Origin of the sequence: Methanococcoides seepicolus (genome assembly GCF_023684405.1) — an archaeon.
GTDB classification, from domain to species: Archaea; Halobacteriota; Methanosarcinia; order Methanosarcinales; family Methanosarcinaceae; genus Methanococcoides; species Methanococcoides seepicolus.
This window is the reverse complement of the sequence record NZ_JAGSOI010000014.1, coordinates 13,428-32,925: the sequence shown is the minus strand read 5'-3', so window position 1 is coordinate 32,925 and position 19,498 is coordinate 13,428. Positions and strand designations below refer to the sequence as shown.

Below are 19,498 nucleotides of genomic sequence, written 5' to 3'. Positions count from 1 at the left end.
AGTAAACAGTTTGCTAATATTCTTTAATTATAATTTGGGAGGTCGAAAGGTGGAATCCGATGCATTAAAACATATAGAATGCATCTACAGCTTATTGACCAGTGATGTTTTGGATCACCTGAAAGTCGGTGTGGTCGTACTAGATGGTGATCTGAAGGTAAAATGGGCAAATCACTTCTTGATCCATGATCTATGTGGGCAGAATGATCCTGTTGTTGGGATGGATCTATGCCAGATACTTTCCTCGGTCTCAGGATCCGGGGTAAGTTCCGGTTATTCGAATGTTACCGGTCAGCTTTGCAAAGGTGAAAAGATATTTCTACATATACCCCCAAAAAAAGGTGCAGTCCACAGGTGGTTGGAACACCGATTATATCCTATTGACTCTGATATTTATAATGAAGGCTGGGTTGGTTATTTCTATGATATAACAGGGCAGATTAAATACAATGATCCTGTAGCGTTCTTTGAAAAGCAAGAGCCAATTTCTTTTGATACATCCCTTTGTGAGCGGTCAGAGTGTTATCCTCTGAGTCCTTCAGCTTCGATCAAAAAATATACTGATCTTCTCCTTGATGGTGAGGTCAATGAAGAACGAATACGTGCGATCGAAGCGATACAAGCAAATTCTGAAAAACTGAACGGACTTGTTCTGTCTGCTACTATGTATGTGAGCAAGACCGAATTCAAGTTCAAGACCTTTTTCGAAAAAGCAACTGATCCCATGATCATCCTTGATCTTGATGGTAAGATATGGGAGATCAATCAGGTTGCATGTGATGGGCTGGACCACTCGTATTTCGAGTTACTTGGTATGGATAACTCTATAATTTTTGATGATGCCTTAATTATGGAAACGATAGATGTTCTGAACAATTCCGAGAATGTCCATTCTATTCTTTTAGAGTCTTGCTGCAATACAAGAGATGGAAAATGTATTCCTGTCGAACTCAATTGCAGGCTTATTGATTATGAGGAAAAACCAGTAGTCCTTATTACTTCCAGAGATCTTTCCGAAAGAAAACGTATTGAACATTTGTCACGCGTCAATGAGGAGTTGAAGTGCCTGCATGATACCAAGGATGTTTTCGTTGATATCTTAAGTCATGATCTGATGACCGGCTGGAATTATTAAGGGTTATTCCGAGTTCTTGTCCAATAAAGTAGATGATCCTGTGATGGAAAGATCGGTACGGCTGATCCGCAAAAGCAACAATAAGATGATCGATCTCATTGAATCTTCATCGAAATATGCAAAGCTGGAGTCGATCGAAGATATTGACTTTAAGATGATATATATTATTTCCATTTTGAAGAATGTGATCGAGGACCTTGGACCTCATTCACGCAAGAAGTCGATAGATGTCTCGTTAGTTTTTAAAGGGGAATGCCATGCTTATGCGAATCCGATGGTTGATACGGTGTTTGTCAACTATCTTTCCAATGCGATAAAGTATAGTCCGTAAGGCTCCAAGGTAGAGCTGGATGTCGCGGAACTTGGTGATCATTGGAAAGTGATGGTCAGGGATAATGGTATTGGAGTTCTTGATGCTGACAAACCCTTTTTGTTTGAGAGGTTCACAAGGTTTAATTCTGATCATATCAAAGGTGCGGGTCTGGGGCTTGCAATTGTTAAGAGAATAGCTGAACTTCATAAGGGTCAGGTGGGTGTCGATGACCGTCCTGATGGAAAAGGTTGTGCTTTTTGGGTGACTTTGAAGAAATTAGGCTGATTTTCACCGGAATATTTATTCGTGTTCAATGTATTTACGAAAGGGATTGCAATGCAGGAATATAAGTTAAAACGTGGTTTTTCTCCGGACATCGAACGGATCTATGAAGAAGTAGGCAAATGTTTCCCAGTTGACATCAAGAGAGATGGCGATAAGCTCTCTGTTTCATATGGTGTTATCAAGGAGTTATCTGTTTATATGGATGGCAAAAAACTTGTAGTGGATACGGACATGGATGTTTCTTCTGTTGACGATGAGCTTATCCTTGATACGAACAAACGTTTCCGGGATTTCCTTTTGCTCGCGACAGGATATACTGCTAAGGAACGCCGTAACCAAGCAAAGAAAGCAGTTTCAAAGTGATGATATTAAAAAAAGTTCGGATATTGATCAGTAGTGACATTCGTTAATTCGGAATTCTTAAGGGATCTCAAGGCATTTGATATCCCTACATGCCTGAGGGTATGTGCCGGTACAGATGGTTCTGTGACCTTCCTTTTGGAGATCATGACCTGTAAGGACGTTTCAGTGGTCACTGAAGCACAACATATCGTTAAAGCGGATGCTGAGATGTCTTCTCTGTTGAAGGTCCCTGAAGGGTCAGACGTGAACTATCGTCTGGTCACCCTTTTAGCAGGTGACACTCCTTTTGTGAGGGCGTTGTCCCTATCTCCCATCGAGAGGATGCCCGAAAATATACGCCAGGACCTGATGCGCGCAGATATCCCCATTGGCAAGATATTGAGGAACAGCGGCATTGAGACCCGCAGGGATTTCGATAATATCAATATTGCCGAAAATGAGCCTATTTTCGATACCAGTAGAGTACTTTCACGCTCCTATCACATAGTACATGACAACAGTACCATGATGTGGATAAATGAGAGGTTCCCGGTGGATGAACGCTGGGATTTATAAACCCAACCGAAAGCTTCATATTTGATTTTGTGTATCAGGGAGTTGTACCCATTAATAATGATGCCTCGGTGGCTTAGGGGTATAGTGCGTCCTTGGTAAGGACGAGGTCGTGGGTTCAAATCCCACCCGAGGCTTTCTTATCTTTTTGTTTGGTTTTTTTGTTGTATCAGATTTTCATCGTAATTCTCAAGGTTTTTTGTTTTATGTTGGTTATTTGTAATCCATAACTCTGATGGATACTTAATGGTGCTTTGGGGGGAAGGGGGACCCACCGCCTAAAGAACGTTTGTCAAAAGACTGACAAGATCACAACTGCATAGCTACCGCTCAGCCAACAACCCGACTATACCTCATTGTGTTATGAGTAGACAGAACAGAAGCACGCTTGTTAATACCAAGCTCCTTGAACTCCTTGTTCTGCTGCTGAAAAATCACAAAAAAGACTATTTATTGAATATTTGAAATGATATTCAAACCTACATTTACATTAACAACAAAGAGTTGTGCCATTGGCACAACTAAAAATTAGAATTTCAATTTACAACAGCACGGGGACCACGCATCATGGTGGCTTTTGGCTGGTCGATCTGTTCTGAAAAGTCAAGTATAACGGGCATATCATATGTTTCAGACTCTGCTTTTGCTGATGCAATAAGAGATACGATGTTATCGATCTGTTCTTCTGCATTGATGGGCTCTCCAGCATATATGCAGATCATGGACCCTACGTCTTCAGGATTTAAAGCCAGGAATACTTTGTTCTCTATGCAATGTATGTATTTGATGGCATCAACATTGACATTGCAAGGGGTGAAGATATTTTCATCTTTAGCTGCTTTTATATATACGGTGTACATTTTCCAATCCTCTATGAAGCTATTAGTTCTATGATTATATAATATAGCTACTTCAAGGATTCGCAAGCCTCTGTCTTTAATGATGCTTTGTGGGGTCTATGTTATCTGTGGCACTTGGATGCGGTTGCACATGGACAGCACCTCAGACTTTTGGGTTGAAAATAAGAGGGCTACTGCAACAAGCAAAGAGATACTTAGAAAAACGCTGAATATTGTTTCGGATGGTGTATCCATATAAATATATACTCTCTTTTCAATTGTACCATTGTTATGCAAATCAATAATACCATATCTTTGTACGTCCAGCAGGTTGCAGGATCGCTTTTTGATACAACGGGATCTAAGCTGGCTGTGGCTGCACTGATAATTATTTCCTCAATAATCCTTGCTTTCGCTGTGGATTTTATTTTTAAGAAAGTGCTTTTGCATTACACGGCAAAGACCAGGTTCAAGATCGATGATCTTGTTCTCAGGGCTGTAAAACGTCCGATCTACTACACGTTGATATTCTTTGGGATCTTTCTTGCCCTTTCCGTAGTGGGTATTGGGGAGTATTTCCTTATTGCTACCAATAATCTCCTACTGACACTTCTGGCTCTGATGTGGCTGTTTACATTGGTCAATATAAACAAGATATTGTTTGACAATGTTTTCCCCGGACTTGTGCAGAAAACGGAAACCAAAATGGATGATGAGCTTCTGCCCTTGCTAAAAGGGTTGTCTGATATCATCATCATCCTTGTCGGTGTGGGTATGATCCTCCAAGGTGTCTGGGGCATCAGTGTAGGTCCTCTCTTTGCATCTGCCGGGATCGTTGGTATTGCCATTGCCTTTGCCGCAAAGGATGCTATATCCCAATTCTTTGGTGGGCTTTCCATCTATTATGACAAGCCGTTCAAGAATGGTGATCGTATCGAGATCGGTGATGGTCAGATAGGGCTCGTACAGGAAGTAGGTATCAGAAGTACCCGTATACTTGATTTTTACAACAATATGATAATAATCCCGAATAGTATCATTGCGAACAACAAGATCGTGAACTACACTTCTCCCCAACCACAGATGATGGTAAAAATAATGATAGGGGTCGAGTATGGTTCGGATGTTTCAAAGGTAAAGGAGGTCCTGCTCAAGATCGGAAATGATATCGATCTCGTTCTGGATGATCCGGCACCTTCTGTTCGTTTTGATAATCATGGGGATTTCAGTCTTGATTTTGCTTTGATACTCTGGGTAAAATATCCTTCCGAAAAGTTCAGTGTCATCAACGAAGTAAATACTATGATAGATATCGAGTTCAAAAAAGCAGGTATCGGGATACCATTTCCCACATATACCTTGTTGAAGCCGGAATGATCCACTATAAGTTCCCTCATTAACAAAATTATATATGTGTGGGAACCAATCTATTTTTGAGGTGACATTTTGGATTATGAAGATATATTTAGTAGATCTTGGAACGCTTTCAAGGACAACGTTGCTGCCTTTATCGTAGCTACGATCATCGTGGTATTCGGTTCCATCTTCATTGTGACAATAGCTCCGCTATTCTATGGTCTTACTTATATGGCTGTGAAAGGTCTGAGGGGAGAAAAGGTCGAGATCAATGATGTGTTCGAGGGTTTCAATCGTTTTGTGAAAAGCTGGGTCCTTTTGCTTGTCTCCGTTATCCTTATTGGTATAGGCTACATGCTCCTGATACTTCCAGGTCTGATCCTTTCAATTCTCCTTATCTATTCTTTTCCTCTGCTTGTCATAAAGGACTATGGCGCCATGGATGCAATAAAGGAAAGTATAGATATTTCAAAACAGAATTTTGTGGACAGTCTGGTATTGTTTATCATTGTGGCTATCATCAGTGCTATTGGTGGAATTACCTACATCGTATCCCTTGTAACCATTCCGATCATAACACTTGCATTGGTTGCAGCCACTGTGTCCTATGTCGGAACTGAGGGTAATTATACTGCTGAATATACTGATGTATCAGATCAGGATGATGAAAATCAGTGATCTTTAACAGATGTGGATATCTATATCCTCATCTTTTTTAATTTATTTCGTTTCTGCATATTGTTTTCATGGGAAATTATCGCCACACACTTCTGAGTAAAAAGATCTTTTTGTGAAAAGGGGATTTGGTATCGGTCTGTATGTCTGCAAACATACTTTTAATTCATATGAAGGAAAGATATGGATGGAAAGCGAGGAAGGTGTTGGAACTGATATTCACATCAAACTTCCTATTAAGCTATTTTTTCAATTTATTATTGCAACATCCAGATAATTTCTGGTAACGTGCAGGTAAGTGATCGCTCCTGGCCTTCCATCGTAATTTATCGTTATTGTGGATTCTTCATAATCCACAGGGTCTTGCTTCCCACCATCAATATCGAATGTGATCGCTCCATCCTTTGTTAGCAGTTTCAGATAATGTTGTGTCAGGTCGTTCATCGAGAATGAAGCATTAGTAATATAGATCTCCACATCAGGAAGTTCACTTATGGGACTGGAAGTATTCCATGAAAAGTCAGGGCTAGCGCCATCTGTGCCAGGTGGATCATATATCATCATGAATGCAGGATCCAGAAAATCTACAGTAGCATATTGGTCTGCCTTACTACCGCTTACGGGGTAAGTGGTCACCCCTTCCCATTCTTCAATATATTCAGTTCCAGCTGCTGTATCCTTATAAGTTACATGGACTTCAAGCTGATTTGCACCACTTTTTTTTGCAAGGCTGTATGTGAGCGTCTTTGTACCGGATGTTGCTCCGATCTCATATTTTGCAGGATTCAATCCATTATTATTGGAATTCTCTGCTTCAAGATCAAAAGAAAAATTGTATATTGGCAATGGGCTTGATGTATTCACTACACCGACCTTTATCATGTTGGTAAGTGTCGATGTTCCCATTGGGGGCATGACATCGAGTTCGATGATCGCGGTCGTGTTCTCGTGGTCGAGAGTTGCAGTTGTGTAGATCATTGTATCAGCATAATCTGCCCAGGCATCATAATACTGGCTCTTGATGTATATATATACTTTATCTGAAGTAACGGGATTGGTCCTCGAAGATGATATTGAGGTGTTAGGAAATAGTATGGAAGGTCTATTGTCCGATGAAACTGCAATACTGGTGTCACCTTTGCCGGATGATGATGATCTGCCAGTGATGGACATTATTGGAAGCGTGAGTGTTTCTCCATTGTAATGGAACTCTGGTGGTGAGATCATAACAGCTCCTCCGCTACCTTCATATTTAGACCAGACCCCTCCGCCTTCATATGCTATCTTTCGGTTATCTTTTGTATATTCGATTGTACCAAAAGAGCAGTTGAACTCCTCTGATGAGCCGGGGTTCGTTAGATTGGTAATGACAAGTCTAATACTGCTCTTATCATCCACAGTATCATCGTTCACGTTAATACTTCCACCCATAAGTGAAACTGATGTTGTCTGAAGGGGTGACTCTCCAAGGGCAACTTTACTGGTACGGGAGTCCAGAATAGTGAACCCCTGTTCTATTTTCTGGGCTTGTGCACTATCCTGTAGGTCAGAGATCATAGGTACACTGTAAACAAGCATTGCACTTATTGAAACGATGGTGAGTGCGAACATAAGCAGTACTCCGATAACGGCTGATGCACCACAGTTGCATTCATGTATCTTACAGTTCTTCTCCATCCTTTCTCCTCCTTATTCGATTCTGACACTCAGGGGTGAATACAGAATATAGACATCAATGTTCTCCAAATAATCATCTTTTCGTACTTGGATAGTATTGTTGTTCTCATCCCTGCTTATAATTTTCATTCCAAAAGTATCATCAAGATATTTTTCCCATCCATCGTAGTACTGGCTCATTATGGTGATATCTACTGCGGAAACATTTGTGTATTTATATACTGAAGATTCTCCTCCATCCGCAACTGCACGCACAAGTCCCTCTCCGGCATGACCGCCAACTCCGGAAATCGTACTGGAAGGTATGAACAGCGTGTTATCAGAGAACACAAATTCTGGTTCTTTTACCATCACAGTTCCACCGTTTTCATATTTGGCCCAGACTCCTGTATTCTCATAGGAAATAAGAGTCCCCTCATACTCATTCTGTATTTCCCTTGTCTGATGCGAAAATGTCTGTGATTCGATAGCCGGAGGCAGAAGCGATGAGTTCCATGTTTGAACGGTTATGTTGATGACACTATCTCCGGTAACCCATATTCCCCCTCCATACATTTTCAGTTCTACTGATTGGGAAGGCGCATTGCCAAAAACAACTTTGTTCATGTTCTCTGAAAGAACGATATAGCTTTGTTTTATGTTCTCTGTGTGACCATTCTCTTGCATGTTCTGAAGAAATGGATATCCTGAGGTTCCAATTAAAGATATTGCAAAGAACATTACGCCGAGTATGAACACTACGTCGATGACCTCTGATACTGCATTTTCTGAATTGAACAGCTTTTTTGGTATCATTGTTTAAGTACCTTTTTTTCTTCAGTATATCTCGATCATATTCGAGGTACTATTGTAAAGTAGGAAATGGTCGCCTGAAGCACTACTTAATGTTGTGGACATTATGTTCGTATTTTCAATGTTGAAAGCGACCTGTACTCTTGTTTCAGAACGTTCATTGGATTCAAATATGATCTCTCGGGTCTGGTTCGAGAATTCAACATAATAATATTCATTTGCAATCCTTATTGGTATCATGAGTTCTGACCTATGATCAATGATCTCTCCACCGCCGTTGTTTACTACACCTATCATTGTGTCGATCTTCGCGAGTTGAAGTGCGATATTGTTTCCATGTATCTCAAATTCTTCTCGCATGACCGTATGTTCTGCCTGGTCCATTAGGTCATATGAGGATTGCATGACAAGTATGAAGGTTATAATTGTTATTACAAATGTAAGTATGAATCCAACTGACGTTGATACTGCTTTATTATCTGTATAGAACTGCTTCATTTTTCACACTTCAGGGTACGGTAATTGGAAGGGATACATTGATCCTGTTCTTGCTGGAAGCGATACTGATCGTCGTATTGATCACTTTATACCTTTCACGGGTAAAATCATGTCCATCGGACAGAGTTCCGGTGATCGAATACAGACCCATGGCATTGCTTGAATTGAAATAATCGATCCTGTAGCTCTCACTTGCAGTTGATGTAGCAAAATGGAACACTGTTTCGTTATCAATTATGTTGAGATAAATACTGCTATTGGATGCTCCTATAATGTGCGTTTGATCGTTCACGGATACATTTATGTTGCTACCATCATCGTACAACTCCATTTTCCATATGGGAACACCTGAATGGTTTATGGCGTTTATTTCAAAGGGATTCGATGAGTTTGAAAGTTTGCTTGTATCTCCCATCTCTATTGTAAATGTGCTTGTTTGGTTGATGTTATCTATGATCGTCCAGTTCGATCTTCCTGTAATTAATCCATTTTTTGTAAAGTATGCATCATGAAGTGTACTGTTTCCAAAGGAAAATGAAAAACCTCGATAAGCATAAAGAGTTGAGATCTCCTGACTATAAGTTTCAAGATAATTGAAATAAACATCATTATCAAATTGATCACCAGTTGTGGCGTTATAATAGGCAGCATTTGATGCTTCTTGTGTGATCTGGGCAATGTTCGATATTTCAAAATGGTTTATGTCGTTGCTTGATTCAGATGCCATATTGCTTGCATATATTATGTTATTTAACATCACTGTTGATATTACTATCATGAAACCTATTGCAAAGGCTGCAAGTAACAATATTTGTCCGGATTCATCGCAATGTTTCATTTTTTTCATCTCGTTTCGTTTTTCACATACGCCACATGGTAAGTTTGACATCAATTATGTTATAGTAATCAGTTGAACCGTCTACGTCAGGTATGCCGGCATTTGATGCAAAGATGACAGCATCTTCTATGTCTGTATTAGAGATCAGCACTTTTCTTGAAATTATCACTGCATTGTCGGACGGATCACCATTATAAATGAAAGACATTGTTTGGCTTGATCCTGTCTCGGTATTGAAAGTAAACTCTATATTGTGGGCAATTCCATTTTCTATCACTACAAGTTCGAGCATTTCTGTTAAAGGACCGGTCAAAATATCACTGCTATTCGTTCTAGAACGATAACTTGTCGCAGTCCAAACGTATTCATCGCCATTCCAATCGATTATTTGATCTTTCAGGTATGAATTCGTTCCATACGCTGAGTGGTCAAGAACTGTTAACATGTCCTGTCCGATAGTGTGTATCTGTGATTCGATGTGAGCGTTTGCAGTGGAAGATGTAAGTGGGGTAAGGGCAGTTGCTTGTACGGCAAATACGAGTACTGCGATCATTATGGTGGTGGCCATGATAGCTTCAAGGGTATGCATTTGGCCTTGTTCGTCTTTTTTGATGTCGGGATATTTCCAGTTTCTCACCTTACCACACCCGCACTGACAGTATTGCATTTTCTCTTTTACCGGAATCGATGTCTTCAAGAAGGACAACTCTTCTGGTCTGTCCTATATTTCCAGTAGTTGGTAATGGTTTGCCAGCAATGTACATCAGAGAGGTGCTATTAGCCATGGTTATGTTGAGTTCATAGCTTTGGAACCCGCCTCTTAATCCCATACCTGATACTGTATCTTCATAATCATATGTTAAAGAATAGAATAATGTGTCAGTATTGTTCTGGTCTACGAGATTCGGGGTGTTGATATCTCCGGAAGCTAATTCTATTTCTGTTATCGACGTTGCAACGCGATCTGCTACGAGTGTGACTTCATCTGAATCTGATTGGAAGGGGGTGAAAAGACCAGATGTGTATTGGAAAACAAAAAAGACAGCAAACAGGAATATGGTAATTGCTATCAGATAATCAATAGTTATCTGAGCCCTGTCTGTTCTCAGGTGTTTATTATCTGATCGTTTGAATGGTCTTTCATTTATCCGGTCTGTGTGTTCAATACGATCTACGGTAATCGGTTGATCAGATCCCATATATCTCTGTACCCTTTATCACTTTTTTAATGTCCTTTTCTATTATTGAAAGCCTGTTCTTATCGACTTTAAGACCTGCAAGCTGTTCAATGAACCAGATAGATTTTACATGGTCATCAGGGGGTGACTTCAGACTCCACATCAGCAGATATGTCGTTCTTCTTTTCAGATTTCCAGGGTAGTTCGGGCTCAGGTGAATGCTCATTAGAGAAATTTGCATTTTCTTTTTTATTTTCCCAGGGTAGTTCATTCATTGTGGATCAACTTTTGAGTTCGATGAATTTATTATCTGGGAGAAAATATTATCTCTAATTTGAAAAAGCGTTTTGCTCCACAGATCGAAAGTATTTCTATATTTCATCTATTATATGTCTGATATTTATTTAAGTATTACTGATATAATTTCAGTTTATCCTTATCAGAACTATATTCGCTCGATACAAGAGCTGGAGAAACAGGAAAGATCTTCTTATGGTAAGAAGTTGATGTGGGATTTTACTTTGAAGTAAATAATAAGATAGCCTAAGATCAACATCCCAAGTGAAACTAGCCACGCCCATCTTAATATGCGTGCCAGATTTTCAGGTCGAGTTAATAAAGAAAAAGCTCTGTCGGCCAGGTTTGGCCGATCAGATGAGTTTTGTTGCATGAGAAAGCCTTATGCTTTTTTGATTCTCTTCAAGCGGAATGTATTTTCTCTTTCCATTTCTTCAAGACGCAGGCGAATGAATACCATTGCTTCTGTGAGTTCAGGTATGACCTTGAACTCAAGAGCATTGACACGCCTCTTTGTCTTTTCGATATCATCAAGAAGCTTCTTCATGGTTGTTTCGATCTCTGCTGCCAGAATTATCTTTTCAACCAGTTCTTCATATGAGTCGACAGCTTCGTCAATGTAAGAGCTTGTTCCGAGAAGTCCGTATCCACGCTTGTTTATGGGTTTACGCACACTTGAGGATTCGATCTTTGGCACTACTACGCCCATGATATTGTGGCTTTCGAGCTCGATCTGTGGTGCATCCTTCATTGCAAATGCAGTGGATTTTACAGTTATTCTGCCTTCCACTGCTTCTGCGATACCGATCTTCACATTGGCCTTTTCATAGGCAGCATCCAACTCGGAGCGAACGTCCTTTGCTTTGCTAAGAATTTCAAAGAACTCAAGGATAAGACCGTCCCTTTTCATTTTAAGCAGCTTGTGACCGCCTTCTGAAAGTTTGATCTTCTTCTTCAGCTCAATGAGTTCTGAACGAGTCGGTTTTACTTCTTTTGCGCCCATTGTGATCCCTCACTACCGATTCACTCGCTTTTCTGGTGAGCAGGGTGGTACTTGTCAAGGTACTTGTTATCGATCCTGGTAAGCTGTGCTTCAGGCAGCTCTGCAAGGATCTCCCATGCGACCTTCAATGTATCGTCGATGGTACGGTCCTCGTCTCTGCTCTGGCGTACAAACCTGTCCTCGAACAAGTCCGCAAACTCCAACATCTTCCTGTCTCTTTCGGACAGTGCTTCTTTACCAACGATAGCAACAAGTCCACGAAGGTCACGGCCTTCTGCGTATGCTGCATACATCTGGTCAGACACTGCCTTGTGATCGTCCCTTGTCTTACCGTCTCCGATACCGGAGTTCATAAGACGTGAGAGTGATGGCAATACATTGATCGGTGGGTAGATACCCTTCCTGTGAAGTTCACGGGAAACCACGATCTGTCCTTCGGTGATGTAACCGGAAAGATCAGGGATCGGGTGGGTGATATCGTCACCAGGCATTGTAAGGATGGAGAACTGGGTAACAGATCCCTTAATTCCTTTGATAACTCCTGCCCTTTCATACAGTGATGCAAGGTCAGTGTACATGTAACCTGGGTAACCACGTCTACCTGGAACCTCTTCTCTTGCTGCTCCCATCTGACGGAGTGCTTCACAGTAGTTTGTGATATCTGTCAGAATTACGAGTACGTGCATATCATGTTCGTATGCAAGGTACTCTGCAGCTGTAAGAGCCATCCTTGGAGTAACGATACGCTCGACAGCAGGGTCATCTGCAAGGTTCAGGAAAACAACAGCTCTCTCAAGAGCGCCGGTCTTCTCGAAATCGTCCATGAAGTACTGTGCTTCTTCGTTAGTGATACCCATTGCAGCGAAAACTACCGCAAAAGGTTCATCGCTACCAGGAACTTTAGCCTGCCTTGCAATCTGAAGTGCGATCTCGTTATGTGGGAGACCTGATCCGGAGAAGATAGGAAGTTTCTGTCCTCTTACAAGGGTGTTTGTACCGTCGATGGTGGAAATACCTGTCTGAATGAAATCTTCTGGTGGCATCCTGGAATATGGGTTCATTGATGCACCATTGATGTCTACTCTCTTGTCAGGTATGATCCTTGGTCCGCCATCCAGTGGTTCACCGGCTCCTGAAAGGATCCTGCCAAGCATATCCTTTGATACAGGGAGTTTGATGGTCTCGCCACTGAATACTACACCGGATTCCTCGTTGAGTCCTACTGTACCTTCGAAGACCTGCACGACTACCATATCTGCAGAGGTATCGAGTACCTGTCCTCTCTTGGTGGTTCCATCAGGAAGGTTGATCTGGACAAGTTCACCATATCCTACAGGCTCGGTCTTCTCAAGGAAAATAAGTGGTCCGGAGACCTCTACGATCGTTTTGTATTCTTTGGTCATGTTCAGTTGCCTCCGATCTGTGCAAATTCTTCATCCATCTTCTTCATGACTACATCAAGTGCTGCATCGAAGTCTTCTTCGAATTTCACTTTTGCGAGTTCATCCTTTGATTTGATGGTGATGATCTTGTTCATTGGAACTCCTGATTCAAGTGCAGCTGTTGCCATCTCTCCATATCTTGTGATGGATTTGAGAAGCTTGTACTGCTTGTCGAACGGACAGTATGTGTCAACAGGGTGGAATGCGTTCTGCTGGAGGAAATATTCCCTTACCATACGTGCAACTTCAAGTGTGAGCTGCTGATCTTCCGGAAGTGCATCAGAACCTACGAGCTGCACGATCTCCTGAAGTTCGGATTCCTGCTGAAGAAGGTCCATTGCATCGTCCCTGAGCTGTGTCCAGTCAGATCCAACGTTCTCGCTGTACCAGTCAGCAAGTCCCTGGGTGTACAGACTGTAACTTGTAAGCCAGTTAATGGATGGGAAGTGTCTTCTCTGTGAGAGCTTTGCATCAAGCGCCCAGAATACCTTTACGATACGGAGTGTGTTCTGGGTAACAGGCTCTGAGAAGTCACCACCAGGTGGTGATACTGCACCAATTACAGTGATTGAACCGTCAAGTCCTGCAAGGGAGTTAACTGCTCCTGCACGCTCATAGAATTCAGAGAGTCTTGCAGAGAGGTATGCTGGATAACCTTCTTCTCCAGGCATTTCTTCAAGCCTTGAAGAAATTTCTCTCATTGCTTCTGCCCATCTTGAACTTGAGTCTGCCATGAGTGATACATCGTATCCCATGTCTCTGTAATACTCTGCAATTGTGATACCAGTGTAAACAGATGCTTCACGAGCAGCTACAGGCATGTTGGATGTATTTGCGATAAGAACTGTCCTTTCCATGAGTGGACGACCTGTCTTTGGATCCTCGAGTTCCGGGAACTCGTTCAATACATCAGCCATTTCATTGCCGCGTTCTCCGCAACCGATGTAAACCACAATATCAGTGTCACTCCACTTAGCAAGCTGCTGCTGAGTAACTGTCTTTCCTGATCCGAATGGACCTGGAATTGCAGCTGTTCCGCCTTTTGCTATAGGGAACATACCATCAAGGATCCTCTGTCCTGTGATAAGAGGCTTGGTTGGCATGAGTTTCTTTGCTACAGGGCGTGGTCCTCGTACTGGCCACTTCTGCATCATTGAGATCTCTGTTCCATCTGTGAGAACACAGATAGTCTCATCTACTTTGAAGCTGCCTGCTTTTATCTCTTCGATAGTACCAGAGATCGATGGTGGGACCATGATCTTGTGCTCGATATTTTTGGTCTCCTGGACCAAACCGAGTATGTTACCACCTTTTACCTCATCGCCTTTGCTTGCTGTTGGCTTGAACTCCCAGACCCTTTCACGGTCCAGTCCGTTTGCGGTAACTCCTCTCTGAATGAAGTTGCCCATCTGTTCCTGCAACACTGGCAGAGGTCTCTGAATACCATCATAAATACTTTCTAATAATCCGGGTCCAAGTTCAACGGACAAAGGCAGTCCGGTGTTCATTACAGGTTCTCCCGGTTTGAGACCGGAAGTATCTTCGTATACCTGAACAGTAGCCTGTTCGCCTTTGATCCTGATGACTTCTCCCATCAGTCCCTCGTGACCTACTTTGACCACGTCGTACATTCTCGGTTTAATTCCTATAACCGTAACAACAGGTCCTGCCACACGATAAATTTCACCATTTACTTCCACAGATCTACACCTACCGATTGTTTTATCTTTTCCCTTAAGTTTGAACTTTCACCAGTTCCTCCGAGAGTGACCACTGTGGGGTCAACAGACTCACTAAGAGTATCTCTCAAAATTTCCGGTAGTTTATTAAAGTCATTTTCATGTATCACAAAGATACCTACATCTGAATCATTGAGCACTTTTGTGACAACAGATTCCAACTCATCACTTTTAGCTTCGTATATCTTTTTAATACCAGCTAGTCTGAATCCTGTTACAAACTCGCTGCTACCTACTACTGCTAATTCCATTAGATCACCAACTGGTTCCTGATTATTTCTTCATCAAGATCTGCTGCTTTTCCGCGCAGAATTATACGCAAGTTGTGTACTTCGTTCGTCTTGTTCAGTACATAATCCATGATCGGAACAATGGATAATGGGTACACATGTGAAAAGCTTGAAGCGGATTTGATGTTGGACTTCGTGAGTTGAGTTTCCAGTTCTACCAGTGAATCCATTTCAGTTTTCACTATTCCAGATATATCCTCCCAATAAGGATACTTCTCAAGTGACTGAACAAATTCACTGAATGGAAGTGGTAATAGCTTTTCAATCTCTTTAATGTTTAAATGAAGACCGCCTTCAAGAATCAGGTCTGCAATTTCATCCTTTTCCGCACCGGCATTCTTCAACCTGAAAAGGGTACTCAGGTTCTTTATGTCGATCTCAGTACGGATGAACTTTGAGAACAGTTTACTATCATTGGATTTTGGATTGTCTACTGTAGTGGACAGTCCGGTATAGTACATCTTATCAAGCTGGTTTTCGATCTCAGAGAGGTTTGTCCCATCATATCCTTTTAATGTTGGGTAATAATCGGTTCCACTGAGAGCATCGATGATGCTTTCATATGATTCTTTTTCTGAAAGGCTTGACAAAAATGGATAAGACAGTTGTCCGGCGGAAACTATGCTATCATTGATCTCTTCTACTGATGCATCACAGTACTTTCCACGTAGAATGGTCTTGATGCTCCATATATCATATTTCCTAAGATATTCAGAGATCAGATAGTTCAACTCTCCTTCGGAGATATTGATCAATTTTGTAAAAGTGACCGCAAGATTCCTGTTCAATGCGTGTTCAAACAGATCCACACCGTCATATGTTCTTGCCAGTTCATCGACATCCTGCTTATACTGTGACTCTCCGATAAAACGGGTGATCTCGTCGATTCCCATGTTCATTAATCGAGGATATGTTTCCCTAGGGAGAAGATTGCTTTTCATCGCGCGAACGCGTGCAGTCACATAAGCGTAATTTGAGCCACTTCCGCTCTGCTTCGGACTACTTTTTCTTGTGAATTTTTGCAAAAGCCCCATTTGGATATCACCCGAACAAGATATCAGATGTCTGTTTCAATGATTGCTCATTAACATTCTTCATGATTATATCGTATGTATAATCTAAACGAACTGTTCCATCATCGTTCTCCATGATCAATCCGCCAATACAATCGATATTGCCGGTATATTCAAGGGAAGACAACTTTTTGACAAGTTTTTCTGAGTCCTTGTTTGAGTATATTTTACTGCCATTGCTATCATTTTCATCAATGATCGCTTTTAGCAGCTCTTCCTGCTTTGTTTCAGGAAGGGATGCAATAGTTTCTATTGCATTATCGTATACTTTGTCAAGGACTTCTTTGCGAGCATTAAGCATTGTACGTTTGACTTCCAGATTTGCGCTGGAGATCTCCTGTTGGCGTAATCGCTTGATATCATCTTCTGCTTTCGCCAGACGTTCGCCCATGATCTTCTTTGCAGTCTGCCTAGCATCATCCAGTATCTGTGATACCTCTGCATCAGCATCTGCATTGATCATGTTTACTTCTGTCTGGGCAGCACCCATGATATCTTTTATAACTGTTTCGAGTCCCATGCTCTGACACCTTAAAAGAATTTAAGAGCAATATGTTTGCTCTTAAATTAACTTAGCTGATAAGCAGTGCGACGACAAGTCCGAAGATAACGATTGTTTCTGGAATTACGGTAAGGATCAAACCTTTACCAAATAGACTCTCGTTCTCTGCCATTGCGCCGATTGCTGCTGAACCAATATCTCTTTCTGCAATTCCGGATGCAAGTCCAGTAAGTCCTACTGCGAGTCCTGCTCCAATTGCTTTTAATCCTGCTGGGTCCATATATACTACTGCTGCTGCTGCGTCTACCATTTGTTTATTCCTCCGTGTATTTCCTAATGTATCCGAATGGGCTGTATTTTCTTCCGCCACCTTCGTAGAATTTACCGAAAAACTCTACATACTGCAATCTTAGTGAATGCAATCCAGGGGCTATTATACTCAGGACTGTGTTTAACGCATGTCCGAATATGAATACGATTATTGCACCGATCACTGCCACGATCCCGCCCTGTGGAAGGATCATATCAAAAGCTATGAGATTGACAGTTGATGCAATATAGATTGATGACAATCCTACAGCTATTAAACGAGTGTAGGAAAGTGCATTACTTAATAAGCTAGGCAATTCTATAGCTCCCTTTGCGCCTTCTCCTTTAATGAGCATGACGAATCCTATAAGGAACACTATAATTCCTATGATCGCCGTAGGTGCGTAACCTGTATAACCAAGTACACCCAGGATTATTCCGAGTTCGACTACAAGCCAGCTGCCCTTTTCGAACATAGCTGCAGCGAATCCGTGCTTTCTTCTTTCGTTTATGAATCCAACTACATATCCACAATTGACATGAAGTGAACCGATAAGTGCCGTTGCAATGATCATCGTCATCACAATGTGTGTGCGGTGTATCGGATATGTGATAACTTCTCCTCCAACTGGGGAGTTGAAGAGAGTTATGGTCTCGAACCCTGCTATTAATCCAGGTATAATTCCGTGGTCTGTATGCAAACTTGCAAGTGGGAACCCAAGGAACTCACCATACAGAACACCAAAGATCAATGTTGATATCTGACAATAGATAAGTACATTCATCAAAGGCTTTACTGCATCTGACTTGACCATCTTTTTGATACCTAATGCAAGTGCTAGGAGGATCAGTGCATATCCTATGTCTCCAAGGATCATTCCATAGAAAAGTGGGAATGATATGAATATCAGAGAAGTTGGATCGATCTCCTTGTACTTTGGACGTGCATAAAGGTCCATGATCTCCTGGAATGGCTGGGTGATCTTTGGATTATCATATTCGATAGGTATGATGTCTGTATCAGCGTTTGTGATCCTTTGCTTTGAAACGAAAGCTCGTCCGTTTGTAGCAGATTCAATTGTCCTTTCAAGAGTTGCAAATTGATCATCAGGTATCCATCCATCCATGATGAATGTGTGTTCTGATGTTGCTATCTTTACTGGAGCCTCTGCTTTTTCAGATTCGATAGTAAGCAATTCCTCACTGGCAAGTATGAACTCTGAATATTTATCCTTGATAGATGTAATATCCGTTTCCAGTGAAGTGATCTGCTTCTGGATTCCCTCTTCTTCCCTTGTAATATCTGCTATCAGGGTCGAAGGGGTTCCGGTTATCTCTGGTATCCTTATCTCTCTGAACTCGAAATTTGAAAGGATCTCTGATATCTTAGCTTCATCTTCTTTCTTAATGAATAATGCCACAGTTCCGGTACTTTGGTCATATTCCATCTCATAGGTCGATGTTACCTGTGAGACAGCAGAACCAATGTTTTCCTTGACAGTTCCTGCAAAGACCTTAATGCTCTCATAGTTATGGTATAATTCCATATCTATAGGGATCGCTGAAAATGGACTAATGTCCTTTTTCAGTGTTTCAAGTTCCTTGAGTCGTGAATCCAGTTCAGACTTTTTCTCTGTTTTAGTACTAACCTCGATATCAAGCTGGTCCAGCATTGAATCGAGCTCATTGATAACAGTTGTCTCCTTCTTTTTTGGTATTGATTCTTTCTTAACACCAAGGAAGGATGAGATAGATCTTAATTGGATCAGTTTCTTAGAAACTTCGCCTGCATTTTTGAATGGTCTGCCAAGCTTAAGTCCGGAACCGTCTTCATTGTAATCTTCAAGGTGGAACAAGTTGCTGCCGTGAATTGCTTCCACGGTAGCTTCCATGATGTCCTTGTGTCCTACAATGACGGCACGACTCATCTGTTTTGGCTTAAGCATGTATTGTCCTCTCAAACTCTGTGACCAGATTTTCAACGGCTTTGTCAACGTTACCCTCAGCTTTGTCGCTGATCATTTTGGCTTCGTTCACGCCTTTGGAGATAATATCTTCAGATTCGTGTTTAATAGTCTCTTCAGCTGACTTCAGTGCATTCTGGGCAGATTGTGCTGCATCAGTTTCCGCCTGTTTGATGATCTCTCTGGCTTCAGCACGAGCTGCTGTAATGCGCTCGCTCTTGTTCTTAAGCCCTTCATCCACCATTTTGGCCGCACTTTGTTCTGCTTCCTTGATTTCGGATAAGATTTTGTCTTTGGCCATGTAAATCCTCGATACATCTATAAAATGATAACTTGGCGTAATTTACATTCCTAATAGCAAACTTGCATATAAGTTAT

25 protein-coding genes and 1 tRNA gene are annotated in these 19,498 nt (G+C 41.5%); 9 read left to right on the top strand and 17 right to left on the bottom strand.

Translation table 11 applies throughout. The features are described 5' to 3' along the window. Positions 1-49 precede the first annotated feature (49 nt). From KDK67_RS14435 to KDK67_RS05175, 6 genes are all read left to right on the top strand, one after another. The gene (locus tag KDK67_RS14435) at positions 50-1,135 is read left to right on the top strand and encodes a PAS domain S-box protein (RefSeq protein ID WP_250867779.1); all 1,086 of its coding nucleotides are present in this window, start codon (positions 50-52) and stop codon (positions 1,133-1,135) included. 16 nt (positions 1,136-1,151) lie between these two features. Next, a complete protein-coding gene (locus tag KDK67_RS05195; protein ID WP_250867778.1) occupies positions 1,152-1,466 on the top strand; it encodes a histidine kinase in 315 nt (104 codons plus the stop codon). A gap of 15 nt (positions 1,467-1,481) precedes the next feature. Further along, a complete protein-coding gene (locus KDK67_RS05190) occupies positions 1,482-1,733 on the top strand; it encodes a sensor histidine kinase (protein ID WP_276575071.1) in 252 nt (83 codons plus the stop codon). 51 nt (positions 1,734-1,784) lie between these two features. Further along, on the top strand, positions 1,785-2,096 hold the full coding sequence (locus tag KDK67_RS05185) for a DUF5611 family protein (RefSeq protein WP_250867776.1): 312 nt from the start codon (positions 1,785-1,787) through the stop codon (positions 2,094-2,096). A 33-nt stretch (positions 2,097-2,129) separates the two neighbouring features. Beyond that, complete coding sequence (locus KDK67_RS05180; protein WP_250867775.1) at positions 2,130-2,651, top strand: chorismate--pyruvate lyase family protein; 522 nt, start codon at positions 2,130-2,132, stop codon at positions 2,649-2,651. Positions 2,652-2,713: 62 nt separating this feature from the next. Continuing rightward, positions 2,714-2,785: transfer RNA gene (locus KDK67_RS05175), tRNA-Thr, on the top strand. A 399-nt stretch (positions 2,786-3,184) separates the two neighbouring features. Here KDK67_RS05175 and KDK67_RS05170 read toward each other — a convergent pair. Next, positions 3,185-3,508, bottom strand: coding sequence for a hypothetical protein (locus KDK67_RS05170; RefSeq protein WP_250867774.1), 324 nt, complete (start codon positions 3,506-3,508; stop codon positions 3,185-3,187). A gap of 270 nt (positions 3,509-3,778) precedes the next feature. On the opposite strand from KDK67_RS05170, the gene KDK67_RS05165 reads away from it, so the two are divergent. The 3 genes from KDK67_RS05165 to KDK67_RS14530 all read left to right on the top strand — a co-directional run bounded on the left by KDK67_RS05165 (position 3,779) and on the right by KDK67_RS14530 (position 5,795). Beyond that, positions 3,779-4,864, top strand: a complete 1,086-nt coding sequence (locus KDK67_RS05165) for a mechanosensitive ion channel family protein (RefSeq protein WP_250867773.1) — start codon at positions 3,779-3,781, stop codon at positions 4,862-4,864. A gap of 69 nt (positions 4,865-4,933) precedes the next feature. After that, complete coding sequence (locus tag KDK67_RS05160; protein WP_250867772.1) at positions 4,934-5,521, top strand: glycerophosphoryl diester phosphodiesterase membrane domain-containing protein; 588 nt, start codon at positions 4,934-4,936, stop codon at positions 5,519-5,521. A 112-nt stretch (positions 5,522-5,633) separates the two neighbouring features. Continuing rightward, on the top strand, positions 5,634-5,795 hold the full coding sequence (locus KDK67_RS14530; RefSeq protein ID WP_420846920.1) for an ATP-binding protein: 162 nt from the start codon (positions 5,634-5,636) through the stop codon (positions 5,793-5,795). On the opposite strand, the gene KDK67_RS05155 is transcribed toward KDK67_RS14530, so the two are convergent. The 16 genes from KDK67_RS05155 to ahaH form a co-directional block, all read right to left on the bottom strand. Continuing rightward, complete coding sequence (locus tag KDK67_RS05155; RefSeq protein ID WP_250867771.1) at positions 5,768-7,195, bottom strand: DUF7289 family protein; 1,428 nt, start codon at positions 7,193-7,195, stop codon at positions 5,768-5,770. The two genes, KDK67_RS14530 and KDK67_RS05155, sit on opposite strands and share 28 nt — an antisense overlap. A 12-nt stretch (positions 7,196-7,207) precedes the next feature. Next, complete coding sequence (locus KDK67_RS05150) at positions 7,208-7,990, bottom strand: DUF7289 family protein (RefSeq protein ID WP_250867770.1); 783 nt, start codon at positions 7,988-7,990, stop codon at positions 7,208-7,210. A gap of 21 nt (positions 7,991-8,011) precedes the next feature. Continuing rightward, entirely contained in the window at positions 8,012-8,485 is a 474-nt protein-coding gene (locus KDK67_RS05145) for a DUF7266 family protein (protein ID WP_250867769.1), read from the bottom strand. A gap of 10 nt (positions 8,486-8,495) precedes the next feature. Beyond that, positions 8,496-9,332: a hypothetical protein gene (locus KDK67_RS05140; protein WP_250867768.1), complete on the bottom strand. Its 837-nt coding sequence runs from the start codon at positions 9,330-9,332 to the stop codon at positions 8,496-8,498. Positions 9,333-9,345: 13 nt separating this feature from the next. Next, positions 9,346-10,020 (bottom strand): DUF7288 family protein, encoded by a 675-nt coding sequence (locus tag KDK67_RS05135; RefSeq protein ID WP_250867767.1) that lies wholly within the window; start codon positions 10,018-10,020, stop codon positions 9,346-9,348. Continuing rightward, the gene (locus tag KDK67_RS05130; RefSeq protein ID WP_250867766.1) at positions 9,962-10,522 is read right to left on the bottom strand and encodes a DUF7287 family protein; all 561 of its coding nucleotides are present in this window, start codon (positions 10,520-10,522) and stop codon (positions 9,962-9,964) included. The genes KDK67_RS05135 and KDK67_RS05130 overlap by 59 nt, the downstream gene beginning before the upstream one ends. Further along, on the bottom strand, positions 10,512-10,727 hold the full coding sequence (locus KDK67_RS05125; RefSeq protein WP_250867765.1) for a hypothetical protein: 216 nt from the start codon (positions 10,725-10,727) through the stop codon (positions 10,512-10,514). Before KDK67_RS05125 ends, KDK67_RS05130 begins: the two co-directional genes overlap by 11 nt. Positions 10,728-11,180: 453 nt before the next feature. Then, positions 11,181-11,801 carry a V-type ATP synthase subunit D gene (locus tag KDK67_RS05120; RefSeq protein WP_250867764.1) on the bottom strand — a complete coding sequence of 207 codons (621 nt, stop codon included), beginning with the start codon at positions 11,799-11,801 and terminating at the stop codon, positions 11,181-11,183. Positions 11,802-11,821: 20 nt separating this feature from the next. After that, positions 11,822-13,204 carry an ATP synthase subunit B gene (locus tag KDK67_RS05115; RefSeq protein WP_250867763.1) on the bottom strand — a complete coding sequence of 461 codons (1,383 nt, stop codon included), beginning with the start codon at positions 13,202-13,204 and terminating at the stop codon, positions 11,822-11,824. A gap of 2 nt (positions 13,205-13,206) precedes the next feature. Further along, positions 13,207-14,943: an ATP synthase subunit A gene (locus tag KDK67_RS05110; RefSeq protein ID WP_250867762.1), complete on the bottom strand. Its 1,737-nt coding sequence runs from the start codon at positions 14,941-14,943 to the stop codon at positions 13,207-13,209. Then, positions 14,934-15,233, bottom strand: coding sequence for a V-type ATP synthase subunit F (locus KDK67_RS05105; RefSeq protein WP_250867761.1), 300 nt, complete (start codon positions 15,231-15,233; stop codon positions 14,934-14,936). The genes KDK67_RS05110 and KDK67_RS05105 overlap by 10 nt, the downstream gene beginning before the upstream one ends. After that, positions 15,233-16,306 (bottom strand): V-type ATP synthase subunit C, encoded by a 1,074-nt coding sequence (locus tag KDK67_RS05100; protein ID WP_250867760.1) that lies wholly within the window; start codon positions 16,304-16,306, stop codon positions 15,233-15,235. Before KDK67_RS05100 ends, KDK67_RS05105 begins: the two co-directional genes overlap by 1 nt. Before the next feature lie 7 nt (positions 16,307-16,313). Further along, positions 16,314-16,865 (bottom strand): V-type ATP synthase subunit E, encoded by a 552-nt coding sequence (locus tag KDK67_RS05095; RefSeq protein ID WP_250867759.1) that lies wholly within the window; start codon positions 16,863-16,865, stop codon positions 16,314-16,316. Positions 16,866-16,917: 52 nt separating this feature from the next. Further along, positions 16,918-17,157, bottom strand: a complete 240-nt coding sequence (locus tag KDK67_RS05090) for a V-type ATP synthase subunit K (RefSeq protein ID WP_250867758.1) — start codon at positions 17,155-17,157, stop codon at positions 16,918-16,920. Between the two features lie 4 nt (positions 17,158-17,161). After that, positions 17,162-19,102: a V-type ATP synthase subunit I gene (locus tag KDK67_RS05085; RefSeq protein ID WP_250867757.1), complete on the bottom strand. Its 1,941-nt coding sequence runs from the start codon at positions 19,100-19,102 to the stop codon at positions 17,162-17,164. After that, positions 19,095-19,421: an ATP synthase archaeal subunit H gene (ahaH, locus tag KDK67_RS05080; RefSeq protein WP_250867756.1), complete on the bottom strand. Its 327-nt coding sequence runs from the start codon at positions 19,419-19,421 to the stop codon at positions 19,095-19,097. The genes KDK67_RS05085 and ahaH overlap by 8 nt, the downstream gene beginning before the upstream one ends. Positions 19,422-19,498 lie beyond the last annotated feature (77 nt).

What these genes read in the sequence shown, in the direction of transcription:
- KDK67_RS05185 (WP_250867776.1), top strand. Translation starts at nt 1,785, where the DNA reads ATGCAGGAATATAAGTTAAAACGTGGTTTTTCTCCGGACATCGAACGG.
- KDK67_RS05170 (WP_250867774.1), bottom strand. Translation starts at nt 3,508, where the DNA reads ATGTACACCGTATATATAAAAGCAGCTAAAGATGAAAATATCTTCACC.
- KDK67_RS05165 (WP_250867773.1), top strand. Translation starts at nt 3,779, where the DNA reads ATGCAAATCAATAATACCATATCTTTGTACGTCCAGCAGGTTGCAGGA.
- KDK67_RS05155 (WP_250867771.1), bottom strand. Translation starts at nt 7,195, where the DNA reads ATGGAGAAGAACTGTAAGATACATGAATGCAACTGTGGTGCATCAGCC.
- KDK67_RS05150 (WP_250867770.1), bottom strand. Translation starts at nt 7,990, where the DNA reads ATGATACCAAAAAAGCTGTTCAATTCAGAAAATGCAGTATCAGAGGTC.
- KDK67_RS05145 (WP_250867769.1), bottom strand. Translation starts at nt 8,485, where the DNA reads ATGAAGCAGTTCTATACAGATAATAAAGCAGTATCAACGTCAGTTGGA.
- KDK67_RS05140 (WP_250867768.1), bottom strand. Translation starts at nt 9,332, where the DNA reads ATGAAAAAAATGAAACATTGCGATGAATCCGGACAAATATTGTTACTT.
- KDK67_RS05130 (WP_250867766.1), bottom strand. Translation starts at nt 10,522, where the DNA reads ATGGGATCTGATCAACCGATTACCGTAGATCGTATTGAACACACAGAC.
- KDK67_RS05125 (WP_250867765.1), bottom strand. Translation starts at nt 10,727, where the DNA reads ATGAGCATTCACCTGAGCCCGAACTACCCTGGAAATCTGAAAAGAAGA.
- KDK67_RS05120 (WP_250867764.1), bottom strand. Translation starts at nt 11,801, where the DNA reads ATGGGCGCAAAAGAAGTAAAACCGACTCGTTCAGAACTCATTGAGCTG.
- KDK67_RS05115 (WP_250867763.1), bottom strand. Translation starts at nt 13,204, where the DNA reads ATGACCAAAGAATACAAAACGATCGTAGAGGTCTCCGGACCACTTATT.
- KDK67_RS05105 (WP_250867761.1), bottom strand. Translation starts at nt 15,233, where the DNA reads ATGGAATTAGCAGTAGTAGGTAGCAGCGAGTTTGTAACAGGATTCAGA.
- KDK67_RS05100 (WP_250867760.1), bottom strand. Translation starts at nt 16,306, where the DNA reads ATGGGGCTTTTGCAAAAATTCACAAGAAAAAGTAGTCCGAAGCAGAGC.
- KDK67_RS05095 (WP_250867759.1), bottom strand. Translation starts at nt 16,865, where the DNA reads ATGGGACTCGAAACAGTTATAAAAGATATCATGGGTGCTGCCCAGACA.
- KDK67_RS05090 (WP_250867758.1), bottom strand. Translation starts at nt 17,157, where the DNA reads ATGGTAGACGCAGCAGCAGCAGTAGTATATATGGACCCAGCAGGATTA.
- KDK67_RS05085 (WP_250867757.1), bottom strand. Translation starts at nt 19,102, where the DNA reads ATGCTTAAGCCAAAACAGATGAGTCGTGCCGTCATTGTAGGACACAAG.
- ahaH (WP_250867756.1), bottom strand. Translation starts at nt 19,421, where the DNA reads ATGGCCAAAGACAAAATCTTATCCGAAATCAAGGAAGCAGAACAAAGT.